This is a genomic window from Nonomuraea sp. NPDC049714 (assembly GCF_044465295.1).
Classification (GTDB): domain Bacteria; phylum Actinomycetota; class Actinomycetes; order Streptosporangiales; family Streptosporangiaceae; genus Nonomuraea.
Window position 1 is genome coordinate 26,561 of record NZ_JBITLM010000027.1, and the last position, 12,388, is coordinate 38,948.

The 12,388-nt window shown below is 67.9% G+C and carries 16 protein-coding genes and 1 pseudogene; 8 read left to right on the plus strand and 9 right to left on the minus strand.

The genetic code is table 11. From position 1 onward, the window contains the following. Nucleotides 1-78 precede the first annotated feature (78 nt). On the plus strand, nt 79-876 hold the full coding sequence (locus ACIBQX_RS49960) for a DUF6193 family natural product biosynthesis protein (protein WP_397017749.1): 798 nt from the start codon (nt 79-81) through the stop codon (nt 874-876). A 52-nt stretch (nt 877-928) separates the two neighbouring features. On the opposite strand, the gene ACIBQX_RS49965 is transcribed toward ACIBQX_RS49960, so the two are convergent. After that, complete coding sequence (locus tag ACIBQX_RS49965) at nt 929-1,411, minus strand: hypothetical protein (protein WP_397017750.1); 483 nt, start codon at nt 1,409-1,411, stop codon at nt 929-931. Here ACIBQX_RS49965 and ACIBQX_RS49970 point away from each other — a divergent pair. Then, nucleotides 1,392-1,925, plus strand: a complete 534-nt coding sequence (locus ACIBQX_RS49970; protein WP_397017751.1) for a hypothetical protein — start codon at nt 1,392-1,394, stop codon at nt 1,923-1,925. The genes ACIBQX_RS49965 and ACIBQX_RS49970 overlap by 20 nt on opposite strands. A 166-nt stretch (nt 1,926-2,091) precedes the next feature. On the opposite strand, the gene ACIBQX_RS49975 is transcribed toward ACIBQX_RS49970, so the two are convergent. After that, nucleotides 2,092-2,232 carry a hypothetical protein gene (locus ACIBQX_RS49975; protein WP_397017763.1) on the minus strand — a complete coding sequence of 47 codons (141 nt, stop codon included), beginning with the start codon at nt 2,230-2,232 and terminating at the stop codon, nt 2,092-2,094. Between ACIBQX_RS49975 and ACIBQX_RS49980 the strand changes: the two are divergent. The 3 genes and pseudogenes from ACIBQX_RS49980 to ACIBQX_RS49990 all read left to right on the plus strand — a co-directional run. Further along, nucleotides 2,167-2,499: pseudogene (locus ACIBQX_RS49980) on the plus strand (DUF4158 domain-containing protein); the annotation flags it as partial. The gene ACIBQX_RS49975 and the pseudogene ACIBQX_RS49980 sit on opposite strands and share 66 nt — an antisense overlap. A gap of 139 nt (nt 2,500-2,638) precedes the next feature. After that, on the plus strand, nt 2,639-3,424 hold the full coding sequence (locus tag ACIBQX_RS49985) for a hypothetical protein (protein ID WP_397017764.1): 786 nt from the start codon (nt 2,639-2,641) through the stop codon (nt 3,422-3,424). After that, nucleotides 3,424-4,560 carry a transposase gene (locus ACIBQX_RS49990; RefSeq protein ID WP_397017752.1) on the plus strand — a complete coding sequence of 379 codons (1,137 nt, stop codon included), beginning with the start codon at nt 3,424-3,426 and terminating at the stop codon, nt 4,558-4,560. The genes ACIBQX_RS49985 and ACIBQX_RS49990 overlap by 1 nt, the downstream gene beginning before the upstream one ends. Nucleotides 4,561-4,620: 60 nt before the next feature. Here ACIBQX_RS49990 and chrA read toward each other — a convergent pair whose 3' ends face one another. Genes chrA through ACIBQX_RS50010 form a run of 4 tightly spaced genes read right to left on the minus strand, consistent with a single transcriptional unit; the run spans nt 4,621 to nt 7,067 of the window. Continuing rightward, a complete protein-coding gene (gene chrA, locus ACIBQX_RS49995) occupies nt 4,621-5,979 on the minus strand; it encodes a chromate efflux transporter (protein ID WP_397017753.1) in 1,359 nt (452 codons plus the stop codon). Next, a complete protein-coding gene (locus tag ACIBQX_RS50000; protein ID WP_397017754.1) occupies nt 5,957-6,124 on the minus strand; it encodes a hypothetical protein in 168 nt (55 codons plus the stop codon). The genes chrA and ACIBQX_RS50000 overlap by 23 nt, the downstream gene beginning before the upstream one ends. Further along, complete coding sequence (locus tag ACIBQX_RS50005) at nt 6,121-6,552, minus strand: chromate resistance protein ChrB domain-containing protein (protein WP_397017755.1); 432 nt, start codon at nt 6,550-6,552, stop codon at nt 6,121-6,123. Before ACIBQX_RS50005 ends, ACIBQX_RS50000 begins: the two co-directional genes overlap by 4 nt. Further along, on the minus strand, nt 6,549-7,067 hold the full coding sequence (locus ACIBQX_RS50010) for a Chromate resistance protein ChrB (protein WP_397017756.1): 519 nt from the start codon (nt 7,065-7,067) through the stop codon (nt 6,549-6,551). Before ACIBQX_RS50010 ends, ACIBQX_RS50005 begins: the two co-directional genes overlap by 4 nt. 241 nt (nt 7,068-7,308) lie before the next feature. On the opposite strand from ACIBQX_RS50010, the gene ACIBQX_RS50015 reads away from it, so the two are divergent. Together ACIBQX_RS50015 and ACIBQX_RS50020 are read left to right on the plus strand one after the other, a co-directional pair. Then, nucleotides 7,309-8,241, plus strand: coding sequence for a tyrosine-type recombinase/integrase (locus tag ACIBQX_RS50015; protein ID WP_397017757.1), 933 nt, complete (start codon nt 7,309-7,311; stop codon nt 8,239-8,241). 721 nt (nt 8,242-8,962) lie between these two features. Further along, nucleotides 8,963-10,222 (plus strand): hypothetical protein, encoded by a 1,260-nt coding sequence (locus tag ACIBQX_RS50020; protein ID WP_397017758.1) that lies wholly within the window; start codon nt 8,963-8,965, stop codon nt 10,220-10,222. Between the two features lie 523 nt (nt 10,223-10,745). Here the strand turns inward: ACIBQX_RS50020 and ACIBQX_RS50025 are convergent. Further along, entirely contained in the window at nt 10,746-11,114 is a 369-nt protein-coding gene (locus tag ACIBQX_RS50025) for a hypothetical protein (protein ID WP_397017759.1), read from the minus strand. 149 nt (nt 11,115-11,263) lie between these two features. Here ACIBQX_RS50025 and ACIBQX_RS50030 point away from each other — a divergent pair, with 149 nt between their 5' ends. Continuing rightward, nucleotides 11,264-11,524: a hypothetical protein gene (locus ACIBQX_RS50030; RefSeq protein WP_397017760.1), complete on the plus strand. Its 261-nt coding sequence runs from the start codon at nt 11,264-11,266 to the stop codon at nt 11,522-11,524. Here the strand turns inward: ACIBQX_RS50030 and ACIBQX_RS50035 are convergent, their stop codons facing one another. Both ACIBQX_RS50035 and ACIBQX_RS50040 read right to left on the minus strand, forming a co-directional pair. Beyond that, the gene (locus ACIBQX_RS50035; RefSeq protein WP_397017761.1) at nt 11,525-12,070 is read right to left on the minus strand and encodes a YciI family protein; all 546 of its coding nucleotides are present in this window, start codon (nt 12,068-12,070) and stop codon (nt 11,525-11,527) included. Nucleotides 12,071-12,077: 7 nt separating this feature from the next. After that, a complete protein-coding gene (locus ACIBQX_RS50040; protein WP_397017762.1) occupies nt 12,078-12,314 on the minus strand; it encodes a hypothetical protein in 237 nt (78 codons plus the stop codon). Between the last annotated feature and the right edge of the window lie 74 nt (nt 12,315-12,388).

A 12,388-nucleotide genomic window follows, 5' to 3' on the forward strand; every position in this document is an offset into this window, starting at 1 on the left:
TCCCGACTTACGCCTCCCCTTTTCGCCTCCTACGATGGCCGCCACGGCAACACTGCACGGGCAGAAGATCGGAATCTTATGAGCCGCGAACCCGACCCAGCCGTCCTCTACCCGGACGTGGCCGCCCACGGCAGCCTCGCCGCAGCACTCCACGCCGCAGCCGCCGGCCGGGGCCTGTCCCTTCCCCTGGCCGTCACTCCCTCTGATCCACTCCGCCATGCCACGATCGCCAGCGTCGTCCCGCACCGCCACTCGTCCTACGTCACGGCGTGGCATCACGAACGGCGCTGGGCCATCTGGGGTTCGTCCAACGACAGACTCATGATCTGCGGTGACACCAAGGACATGCGTGAGCTTCCCGAAGTGATTCGTGGCTGGGCCGAAGGAACCAGCCTCGACGAGATCGACCAGGCTGCGCCCTTTGACCTCCTGACCGGACGTTTCGAGGTCCCCGACAAGAACCCCGCCGCCATCATCGCCTCAGAGTGGCAGTACCTGCTCAAAGACGCCCGCGACGCCGACTGGCCCGCGTACCGAGCACTCATCGAGGCCGCCTACGCCGAACCCATGCTGCGACGGCTCTACCCCTACACCAGCCACTGGGCGCTGGGCTTCTCCAGCAAGCCCGACTACCCGTTCTCCCGGCCCTTCGCCTGGATTGACGCACCACGAGGAGCCGGTGGGTACACCATCAGCAAGGGGCGCAACAACCCCGACCCGATGGAGATCCCTACACCCGCCGAAGTAATCTCCATCGCCGTCGACCGAATCCCTGCCGACCTCCTGCAGACATCCCTTGAGGACCCCGCGCAGGACTCCCGAAATCAACCCCGGGCGACCTGGGAAGGGCACGATCGGGCATGGCCGCCCTACTAGATGATCAATTCCAAGGGATGCCTGCGGAGGGTGTGGGGTGGGCGGCGGGCGGTCAGGCGTCAGGGTCGACTTCGGGGTGCGTGAACCGCACGGGCTTGCCCAGCGACCGGGCGTAGGCGATTTCGGCTCGGGTGCTGTCTCCGATGTAGTCGCCGACTACGAGCACCTCATCAGCGAGCCGGATCTTCGCCCGGTGCAGATCGTCGAGTCGAACCTTCAGCGCCTCGGCCTCGACAGGATCGGACCAAAGTTCGTGCGGCGACTTCAAGTCACAGCCCGGCTTGACGACAATCTTTCCGGCTTTGGTCTCCCGCAGATCGGCGTCGTTCATCTCGGTCATGAAGCGGGTGGAGCCGCAGATCACGACGATACGCGGGAGGCTCAACAGCTTCTTCGCGTCGGCGAGCTTCTCCTCGGGGGTGAGCAGTTGCGGGCATGACACTGGTTCCTCCTCCTGGTGGTGTGGTCCAAGGGGTGCCTGCGGAGACGAGAACGAGGGTGTCCAAGATCGTTCTGTGACGAACGACGTGGACACCCTCGCGACAGCACTCTATGCGACGACCGACGACATGCTGAAGGAGCAGCCTGACCTGGCGCCGTGGCGCCCGCGGGTCGGCATTACGCCCCGCCTGAGCGATGCCGAACTGGTCACCCTCGCCACGATGCAGGTCATACTCGGCTACACCTCCGAGGCCAAATGGCTCCGCCATGCCCGTGCCCACCTGCGCCACCTCTTCCCCTACCTGCCCCAGCAGCCCGGCTACACCAAGCGGCCGCGCAAGTCCGCCGGTCTGATGCGAAGCGTCAACCGGATCCTGGCCACCACCACCTCGGTGGAATGCGGCCGCTCCCGCGAGACCGTCAAACGCTCCGAGCTGGCAGGGTGGGCCGAATACGGCTACTGCGCCAGCCACAGCCGCTTCTTCTGGGGCCTGCGCCTGCGGGTCGAATCCGAGCTCCTGTCGGGGATCGACCTGGCCAGCGATGACCCGGCACCAAGATGGTGGTCTCGGTCCTTGCCGCCGTGCTGGAGTTCCAGCGCGACATGATCAGCGAGAACACCCGGGAAGGCGTCGCCGCCGTCAAAGCACTGGCCCGTCAGCACCAGGTCGCCCCCAAGACCATCCGCCGTGTCTTGGGATGCCGGTAAGAAACGTGTCATGAGCCCCAAACGGCGTTGATCTTGCTGTGACTTGCCTGGTCAATGCTGGTTGGTCATGAAACACCCCCCCGATGCACATCGACGATCTGGTCGAGCACTGGACGATCCTGGACGAAGAGCGCGACCTGATCGCCGGAAAGCGCGACGCCACTCGACTCGGATTCGCGATCTTGCTGAAGTTCTACACGCAGCACGGCAGGTTCCCGCGCGGCCGTTCAGAGCTGCCGGACGACGTGGTTGAGCACGTGGCCAAGCAGGTCCGGGTTCCTGCCTCGGAATTCGGCTTCTACGAGTGGTCCGGCTCCACGATCGAGTACCACCGCCATCAGATCCGCACGCACCTGGGCTTTCGCACCTGCACGACCGAGGACGCAACGAAGCTGGCGGTGTGGCTGGCCGAGGAGGTCGCACACGCCGAGCGACGGCCTGAACGGGTCCGGGAGGAACTGCTCAAGCATCTGCGCGAGGAACGGATCGAACCGTCGGCGCCTGGTCGGATCTCCCGGATCGTGGCCTCGGCCCTGCACAGCGCGGAGGTCGCCTGGTCGGTGCGGATCGCCTCCCGGCTGAGTTCGCGGCGAGCAGACACTCAAGGAGCTGGTGCACGAGTTCAAGACCAAGGGCCCGGCCTACTGCACCACGGTGCAGACCACGCTGCGCGCCTCCTACACCAACCACTACCGGCGCGGCCTGATCGCGCTGCTGGACACCCTGGAGTTCAAGAGCAACAACACCGCCTTCCAGCCGGTGATCGAGGCGCTGAAGCTGATCCGCCGCTACGCCAATGCGGGCAACACCACCTACTACCCGCGCGGCGAGGTGGTGCCCGAGCACCGCGGCACCGCCGGCGACTGGGAGGACCTGGTGTTCAAGAAGGACAAGCGCGGACGCCGGCGGGTGGTGCGGATGGTGTATGAGATCGTCACCTTCCAGGCGCTGCGCGAGGCCCTGCGGTGCAAGGAGATCTGGGTGGCCGGCGCCCATTCCTTCCGCGACCCGGAGGAGGACCTGCCCAAGGATTTCGCCGCCCGCCGCGTGGAGAACTACGCCGAGCTGCGCAAGCCGCTGGACCCGGCCGACTTCATCGCCGAGTTGAAGGCCGAGATGCGCGCCGAGCTGGAGGCGCTCGACACCGCACTGCCGAAGCTGGACTGGGTGACGATCTCCGAGCGCAAGTCCGGCGCGATCAAGCTGACGAAGATCGGCCCGGCGGATGAGCCGCGGAACCTGCGCCGGATCAAGAACGAGGTGGGCCGCCGCTGGGGCTCGGTCCCGCTGATCGACATGCTCAAGGAGGCGGTGCTGCGCACCGGCTGCCTGAAGGCGGTCACCTCGGTGGCGGGCACCTCCAGTCTCAAGCCCCCGAGGTCCTGGCCGAGCGGCTGATGCTCGCGATCTTCGGATACGGCACCAACACCGGCATCCGGGCCGTGGCCTCCGGTGGCCACGCCCACAGCGAGGACGACATCCGCTACGTCCGGCGCCGCTATCTGACCCCGCAGGTCGCCACCGACATCGCGATCGCCATCGCGAACGCCACCTTCACCGCCCGGGACACCGAGCTGTGGGGCGAGGGGACGACCACCGTGGCCTCTGACTCCACGCACGTGCGCGCCTACGATCAGAATATTTTTACCGAGTGGCATTCGCGGTATGGAGGCCGCGGCATCCTCATCTACTGGCACATCGAGCGTGGGTCCATGGTGGTGCACTCCCAGGCCCTGCGCGCCTCGGCCTCGGAGGTGCACGCGATGATCGAGGGCGCGGTGCGGCACGGCACCACCATGAAGGTCGAGGGCAACTACGTCGACTCCCACGGCCAGACCGAAATCGGGTTCGGCGTGACCCGGCTCTTGGGCTTTGACCTGCTGCCGCGCATCAAGCAGATCAACAAGGTCAAGCTGTACCGGGTGGAGAGCGGCGAGAGCGATCTGTACCCGCGGTTGACGCCGGCGATGACCCGGCCGATCAGGTGGGAGCTGATCGAGCAGAACTACGATCAGATGATCAAATACGCGACCGCGATCAAGCAGGGCACCGCCTCCACCGAGGCCATCTTGCGCCGCTTCACCGAGTCCGCCTCGCACCCGACCTACCAGGCCATGCTAGAGGTCGGCCGCGCGCAGAAGACCATCTTCGTGGCCCGCTATCTGCGCCTGCGCGAGCTGCAGCGGGAGATCCAGGAAGGGCTCAACGTGGTGGAGTCCTCCAACGGAGCAAACTCGGTCATCTTCTACGGCAAGGGCGGTGACATCGCCACCAACCGGCGCGAGGAGCTGGAGATGAGCGTGTTGTGCCTGCGCATCCTGCAGGCCGCGCTCGTGTACATCAACACCCTGATGCTGCAGGACGTCCTGGCCGACCCCGAGTCGGCTGAGCTGCTCAAACCGGCCGACCGGCGCGGGCTGACCCCGCTGTTCTGGCAGCACGTCCAGCCCTACGGCGAGGTGCGGCTGGACGTGGCCAAGCGTCTGCCGCTGAGCGGCGGCGCGGATGCCGCCCAGCAGCGCGAACCGCAGTAGCCCGGATCCTGCGGTTCCTCCCCTACGTGCCGGGCCGGGCCGGCGCGGCGCTGGTGGCCGCTACCCGGGCAGGAGCACCGTGCCGATGCCGAGCAGCGCGCAGATGCCGAGGATGCGCAGCATCGGCCACTTCAGCACGAACGTCATGACCAGCGCCGCCGCCGTGATGGCCAGGGCGACGGGGTTGAGCGTGCCGAGCTCGGGGACCTGCACGGTGAACGGACCCCAGGCCCAGGCGAAGGTCTGCCCGAACAGGGTGTGCTCGGCGAAGTAGAGAGCCAAGTTGGCGATGACGCCGACGACCGAGGCGGTGATGCCGGTGAGCGCGGCGCTGATGGCGGTGTTGTGCCGCAGCTTCTCGACGTAGGGGGCGCCGAGGAAGATGAACAGGAAGCACGGCACGAACGTGACCCAGGTCGTCAGCAGCGCCCCCAGCAGCGCACCGGCCCACGGCGTGAGGGCGCCGGGGTCGCGGTAGGCGCCGAGGAACGCGACGAACTGCACCACCATGATCAGCGGCCCGGGGGTGGTCTCTGCCAGGGCCAGGCCGCGGACCATCTCTCCTGGGGTCAGCCAGCCGTAGACCTCGACGGCCCGCTGGGCGACGAAGGCCAGCACGGCGTAGGCGCCGCCGAAGGTGACCAGGGCGGTGCCGGAGAAGAACAGGCCTTGGGTGGTGAACACGCTGTCGGTGCCGAGCAGGAGCGCCACCGCGGCGACCGGCAGCCACCAGGCGACCAGCCCGATGGCCAGGATCTTGGCCGCCGAGCGCCCACTGGGCTGGGCGTGATGCAGGGCGTCGTCCGGGATCAGCGGCGCCGGCCCGCCGTCCCCGCCGTGCCCGTTGCCCGCCGTGAAGACATGCGGGGCCAGCCGGTGGACCAGCCATCCGACGAGCGCCGCGGCGGCGACCACGACCGGGAACGGCACGGCGAACAGCGCGAGCGCGGCGAAGGCGACCACGGCCAGGGCGACGAAGAACGGGTGGGTGAGTGAACGCTTGGCGACCCGGATGACGGCCTGGGCGACGATCGCCAGCACCGCCGGGGCGATCCCGGCGAACAGCGCCGTCACCACCGTGGTGTCCTGCCACAAGACGTACACAGCCGACAACACCAGCAGCGCCAGCATGCCGGGCAGCACGAACAGCGTCCCGGCCACCAGCCCGCCCCGGGTGCCGTTGAGCAGCCAGCCGACATAGATGGCCAGCTGCTGGGCCTCCGGCCCTGGCAGGAGCATGCAGTAGTTGAGCGCGTGGTTGAAACGCTGCTGGCCGATCCAGCGTTTCTCCTCCACCAGGGTGCGCTGCATGACGGCGATCTGCCCGGCCGGGCCGCCGAAGGTCTGCAGCGAGATCAGGAACCAGGCCCGCACGGCTTGGCGGAACGGGATCACATCACGGGTTGCTTCGATCGTCATGACGGCCTTCCAGGGGCGGGGCGGGCAGGCGAACGGATCGGAAGATCCGCCACAGGGTCAGGTCGTAGGCGGTCTTAGCGGCCCCGGCGATGACGGACGGCAGCGCCAGGCCGAGGGGCAGCAGGAAGCCGACCGCACGGGTCATGCCGGTTCCCGCCCTAGCAGCAGGGCCCGCCGGTGGAACTCGTACAGCCCGTCGAAGAGCGGCCCGGTGATCTCCAGCACGCGCTCGTCGTCGCAGATCATGGACAGCCCGCGCAGGATCACATCCACCCCGGGCGCCTCGGGGGCATCGAAGCGCTCGTCGTCGATGTCGGCCTCGTGCACGATCTCGGCCAGCTTCCACAGCACCGGATCGTCCAGCTCGTAGCGGCGCAGGATCGTCTCGAAGCTGCAGTCACCGCCGTGATGCGACAACTCGGCCCCGCGCATGTCGAACGGCGTCGCGCCGACCGGCACCGCCGACGGGTCGTCGACGAACACGAACTCCGGCTCCGGATCGAGGTGCCGCCGGATCAGCCAGGCGCATGCCGCCCGGTCGATGTGCACGCCGGCGCGCGTGGCCCACCTCATCGCGTGACCTCGCTCGCACCAGCACCAACGCCGGTGTCCGCATCGATGTCGGAGACGGTGTCGGCCAGCGCTCGCACCGCGCGCTGCGCGGCCTCACGCTCGGCGGGCGGGAAGTAGTCGCGCCGGCCGATCCTGCGCAGCTCGGCCTGCAGCCGCTTCGCAGCGCGGCTGCGCTCGCCCGGCCGGGCCCGGGCGGCCGCCTCGGCCTGATCGAGGACCGCCCGGTATTCCGCTGCCCGCGCGGTGCGCATCTCGGTGGCGATCGCTTTCTCCTGGGCGGCGCTGCCGGCGGCGGCCAGCCACACGGTGGAGCTGCCGCCCATCTCGCCGATCTCCTCGGCGATCCAGTCGATCTGCTCCCGGGTCCGGGCGTCGGCGGGCAGTGCGACCAGGCCGTCGCCCAGCCGCGCCGCCCCGAGCCGGTACAGCTTGCGCCAGATCGTGATCCGCAACGTCGATGGCTGACGCGGAATGCGATACGCCAGCAGCACCCATTGCCCAGCCGTGCCCGTCATCGTCTCCTCCACACCATGCCAAACTTCTTCGGTAACCATAGTTACAGTAACCATGGTTGCACCTTACTGACAATCAGCAGACGACGCCCCAGCGGCTACCGGTCCACCGGTTGCTAGATAACTGTTGTTATCTGGCAAGATGGCCACTGCGGGCTGGGCCCGAGCTGGGCAACCGCCGTCCGGCGCGAACGCTTCGTTTCCCGGTTATCTGGCAACCCGGCGGATGGTGGAGGTCGGCACGGTGGATCCGGTCATCGCCGAGCAGCTCGGCAGCTCCCACCCGCTCGCCCGCCATCTCGACGACTTCCTCACCGACCTGGCCAACGCCGGGAAGTCGGCGCACACCCGGCGCGCCTACCGCAGCGACCTGATCGCCTTCGCCGCCCACCACGGCGAAGAACTCGCCGAGCTGACCGCCGCGCCGGTCCGCGCCTACCTGGCCGAGCTCGCCGACCTGTCACCGGCCAGCCGCAAGCGCAAACGCGCCGCCGTCGCCTCCTTCACCAAGTGGGCCGTCCGCCACGACCTCCTGCAGGCCAACCCGATGGACCGCATCGACACCGTCAAGGTGCCCAAGACCCTGCCGCGCCCGGCCGCGGCCGCCGATGTCGCCAAGGTGCTGGCGGTGATCTGCTCACGGCGGCCGCGCAAGGACCTGCCGCTGGACCGGCTGCGGGACCGGGTGCTGTTCGAGACCGCCTACGTCTGCGGCGCCCGTGCCTCGGAGGTCTGCGGACTGTACGTCGAGGACCTCGACCTGCGCCTGGACGACGAACACGTCCGCATCCACGGCAAGGGCGGCAGCGTCCGCACCGTCCTGCTCGACGACCGCGGCTACGTCACCCTGCTCAAGCTCTACCTCGTCCGCGCCGGCTACACCGCCGGGCCACTGTTCCGCGCCTCCATCAACGGCCGCGGCGGACCGCTGTCCTACGACGCCGCCCACCACCGCTGGCAGACCTACTGCGCGCAGGCCGAGGCCGAGATCGACATCCACCAGCTGCGCCACGCGCATGCCACCGAGCTGATCAATGCCGGCGTCTCCATCGAGGCCGTCCGCCGCCGCCTCGGCCACGCCTCCACCGAGACGACGCAGCTGTACGCGCTGCTCGACGACAAGGTCGCCGACGCCGAGATCCGCGCCGCCCGCCGACGCCGCGAGACAGGGCCCTGATCTCAGACCTCTACCGCCTGGGCGGTCCTGGATCGGTGAGCTGTGAGATCAACGCCGTTTGTGGCTCATGACACGTTTCTTACAGGCACCCCGTCTTGGACGCCGCCCGCGCCCGCGAGTTGCCAACCAGCTCGACGCACCCCTGGCCATCCCCGGCCAGGACCACACGCTCCCCGTCACCGCCCCGCTCGCGCTGCACTAGAGGAGAGCGCCGCTCTCGCCGCCAGCTCCGCCGGACCGGCCGAACGCCAGGCACACCGCGTGTACGCCGCCCGCATCACGAACGCCGGCCAGCAATGACACTTGGCACCTGACCGATCTACGCCACCCAACGCCAATCCGCTGACCAGCAACTACCTTGGCCCGCAGCCCGTTTCTGCCATATTCCGGTGGCACCCTTATGGGAGCGGCGCAGTTCAGCGGCGCTCGAAGGGATTGATTCCCCAAGGGTCGTGGTGCGGCTCACCGCGCTCGCGCAGCTCGATCTGGTAGGCCCGCCAGATGTTGCTACCACGCCCCGGTGCCACTGACAGAGGCCGACTCGGGACCGGGTCCGTTCGCGGTACCCACGGTTGAAGGCGGCATACGACAGGTCCGGCTCGGCCAGGCGTCGGCGCAGCTCAGTACGCCGGTCGTCGATGATGGCGGCCTGGCCCGGGCATCATGGCCATGGCCGCTGTTCGCTCGCTCAGCGCCTCCACCACGGGGATACTGCATATCGATGATCGAATATGACAGTCCGGCCTCCTTCCGTGGCCAGCTCCAACGGGGACGCGGTGCCGCAGTGCGTCGCACGTCGACCGTCCCCGGTGCCGCCGACGCGGTGTATGAGTGCGTAGTTACGGACACGCGCTGGGACCGACAGGTTGACCAGCGCGGCAGCTATCTCGCCGGTCTCGTCGCTCGGCTCGATCTGCCACTGGCACCGATTCAACAGCACCTGGTCACGTACGACGGCGAGGATGTCGAACCGGTTGAGCTTGCCTTGCAGGTCCTTGCCCTGCTTCCGATGGTCGGTCGACTCGATGCGGTGGCCGTGCTGCGTGGGTACGCCGCCGACGGGCCGCACTGGCTCACGGCGCTTGAGGCGATCGGCTACAGCGGGGCGATGAAGCTCCCCGCGATCTGGGACGGGCTCGCTGACGACGTCATCGCCAATCGCGACGATGCGCAGCTTGCACAGGCGATCTGGTGCGACACGGAGCCGTGGACGACGTTCGCGCAGTCCCAGCCACGGGTCCGGCGAATCATCGACGAGCTCAAGGCCTCCCGCTCACCCAGACCGGCCAGACGCGACACACCACCTGAAATCGCCGGCATCGACAACGAAGACCTGGTCGCGCTTGTCGCTGCCGGCGGCTCCGAACGGCGGCGGGCGCTGGGGGAACTGGGTAGGCGCGGCGATCGCATCGTCTTCGACTTCGCCGAAGACCCGGGCCTACGCAACGCGGCAGGGTGGCTGCCGGGCATCCCACAGGCGCTCCACCACCTCGGGCCAGACGCTCTGCCACACGCCCGCACGTGGATCGGCAGCGGCGACGACACACTCGTCGCGTTCGGGGAGCGTGTGGTGGCAGAGGTCGGAGACCGGGGCGACGCCCCGGTGTTGCTGGCCGCGCTGCACCGTACAGTCACCGCTGGGGAATGGTGCGCTGCCGAGATCCCAGCACGAGGCCTGGGCCGGTTGGAGATCCGCGAAGCCGCGAGCGAGCTCATGGCCGCGTGGGAAGACACGGTTCATTCACGTGCGCGGGAGACATTTCTGGACGGGCTTCGGGGATGCGCGCCACATGAAGCCGAAATCGTCGCGGTCGAGGGACTTGACGATTGCGAGCCAACGGTTCAGCAGCGCGCGTGTGAGGCAGCACCAGATACGGCCGCATTCCGTTCGCGTCTGCGGGAGTTGGCTGGCGATCCCCTGGCACCGGAGGTTCACGAGGCCGCGAACACGAGACTGCAGGTCCTGGCCGGCAGACCCTGAGCTTCTCAAAGCGCTGCCAAGATCGGGCCATGGCCCCTTTCTCACGTATTCAGTTCCCATCCCTCGTAGGTGCCCGTCCGGAGGACGGTGTCACCTGCGGGGTTAACGCCCAGGCGGGCGACCATCCCTAGTTGATATGCGTGAGGGGACAGCCCCTCGTTGCTGGGGCACGGCCGGAATACGCCCGCGACCAGGGCCACCCTCCGTGGCGGCCCTGGTCGCGGGCCTGATGTTCCGGCTCGAACACTGATGGATATTCGGGCATCACTCCGCGACTGTCTATCTTGCGCAGGTCGCCGTGCTCGATATCCACCCTTATGGCAACCGGGCAGTGGCCCGCGGTACGTCTCGGCCGTATTCCGGTCGCACCCCAGGTCGCCGCCGCCAACCCGAGCGTGACCAAAGCGTGGACCGATGCCGGGGCAAGAACGCGGTCGCCGCGCACGGTGCCGGTCTGGGCATCGACGTGGAGGTGGTGCGGCGCGCCCCGCATACCCTCACAGCTTGGCGATCTCGTCGATTGTCAGGTGTCCAGCAAGTAGGAGTAGGTCGCCGAGGCAATGTATGGCAGCGCGGCAGGGCACTGCCTCGTGGATGTCTCTCCGGACTCCTTCCACGGGCCGTTGATCTTTGTCGACGTCGTCGCGCTCCCCTTGGTCTTGCAACGGATCACGACCCGGAAGGTGTGCACGTTCTTGCACGCTGCTCTGCCGATGTCGATCTTGGGGGTCCGGTCGGCACTTGCACTGCATGTCACTGAATAGGTGGGCTTGGCCGCCGCAACGCTGCCCGCTGATGCGGAGCTGGGTGTGGAGCTGATCAGGGCGATTGAGCCCATCGTTGCCAGGCCGAGCGTGGCGGTCAAAGCAAGTGTCGGTGCCAGCTTTCGCATGCGATCTCCGTTCGTAGCATCTTGGACTCGATCCACACGGTGAGCAAAGCAGAAGCCGGTATGAGCGCGGTATGTTCCTGCTGCTCAGCCTGGATCCACGGCGGTGAAACTCGAGGCGAGAGCCGCGAAAAGAAGTGAGGTGCCCTCCGATGAAGATCGCGACCTGGATGGCCGACCTCTACAACACCAGCCGGCGGCACAGCGCCAACGACGGCCTGCCGCCCACCACCTTCGAACGTCACATGATCGAGAAGAGACAAAGCCTCATCGGCCCTGCTGAGGACCGCTGTGGCAGAGAACGTCTCCACGATTTCAGGGTATTGACAATGACGATGGCCAGGGAGGGGCGCTGGCCCCTTGGTGCCCTGGGTGATGGCCGGGCGGCGCCGTCTGCCGGTGGTGATCAGTGATCATCGTCGTCCGCCGAACTCCCACTCGTGGACTTCGATGCCGGCGTACAAGGCCGAGGTCAGGAAAGTGCGGGCCGTGCCCGGATCCGGCGCCCGGACCAGGGCTGCGGTGCCCAGCCAAATGGCGCCGTCGTCGGACAGCAGCGGCCCGTAGGCGATCAGGTCGTCCCGTCGGTCGGTCGGTGGAACGAGGTCGGCGGCCTGGCCCGTGCCCAGGCCCAGAACCAGGTAGCGGTTACTGCCTTCGCGGCCTCCTGGGAAGTCCCACATAGTGCGACCCAGCATGTTGCGCCAGCGGCGCAACAGGACGTCCCGGTACACGCCGGCCTGGTGGTTGGGCTCGTCGAAGGCGAACGCCCGCGCGGCGGCGGGATCGGGCAGGTCGACGATGTGCACGCTGCCGGTGGCCGTGTCGCCGTCGAGGGTTGGGCCGCGGGCGATCAACTCGGCCGCGTAACGGTCCATGTAGGACCAGTGCTCCTCGGCGAGCTTCTCGCGCAGTGCCGCGGAGCCGGGCCGGTCACGGTGGTAACAGAAGAATTGCATGTTGAGCCTATCTATCACGGGTTGCGGCAGGGGCGGGGTCGTCGGCGGGGCCGGTGCGCAGAGGGGTTTCGCGGATCAGCCAGGCGATGGCGAAGCCGGCGACGGACAAGGCGGCGGCGCCGATGAGGATGACGTGCAGGCCTCCGGTGACGGCCAGCCGGACCGCGTCGGCCACCTGGGTGGGCAGGTCCGGCAGCAGGGCGGGGGTGAGGTCGCCTCGCGTGGATGCTCCTATTGATGTCAACCGTTGGGACCCTGATCGTTGCTGGTGATGATCCGGTAGAGCTCGCGGGCGATATAGCGCTTGAGACAGCGGAT

Coding starts and splice junctions, on each gene's coding strand:
- ACIBQX_RS49960 (WP_397017749.1), top strand. CDS start 79: ATGAGCCGCGAACCCGACCCAGCCGTCCTCTACCCGGACGTGGCCGCC.
- ACIBQX_RS49990 (WP_397017752.1), top strand. CDS start 3,424: ATGCTCGCGATCTTCGGATACGGCACCAACACCGGCATCCGGGCCGTG.
- chrA (WP_397017753.1), bottom strand. CDS start 5,979: ATGACGATCGAAGCAACCCGTGATGTGATCCCGTTCCGCCAAGCCGTG.
- ACIBQX_RS50000 (WP_397017754.1), bottom strand. CDS start 6,124: ATGACCCGTGCGGTCGGCTTCCTGCTGCCCCTCGGCCTGGCGCTGCCG.
- ACIBQX_RS50005 (WP_397017755.1), bottom strand. CDS start 6,552: ATGAGGTGGGCCACGCGCGCCGGCGTGCACATCGACCGGGCGGCATGC.
- ACIBQX_RS50010 (WP_397017756.1), bottom strand. CDS start 7,067: ATGACGGGCACGGCTGGGCAATGGGTGCTGCTGGCGTATCGCATTCCG.
- ACIBQX_RS50020 (WP_397017758.1), top strand. CDS start 8,963: ATGATCGAATATGACAGTCCGGCCTCCTTCCGTGGCCAGCTCCAACGG.
- ACIBQX_RS50025 (WP_397017759.1), bottom strand. CDS start 11,114: ATGCGAAAGCTGGCACCGACACTTGCTTTGACCGCCACGCTCGGCCTG.
- ACIBQX_RS50030 (WP_397017760.1), top strand. CDS start 11,264: ATGAAGATCGCGACCTGGATGGCCGACCTCTACAACACCAGCCGGCGG.
- ACIBQX_RS50035 (WP_397017761.1), bottom strand. CDS start 12,070: ATGCAATTCTTCTGTTACCACCGTGACCGGCCCGGCTCCGCGGCACTG.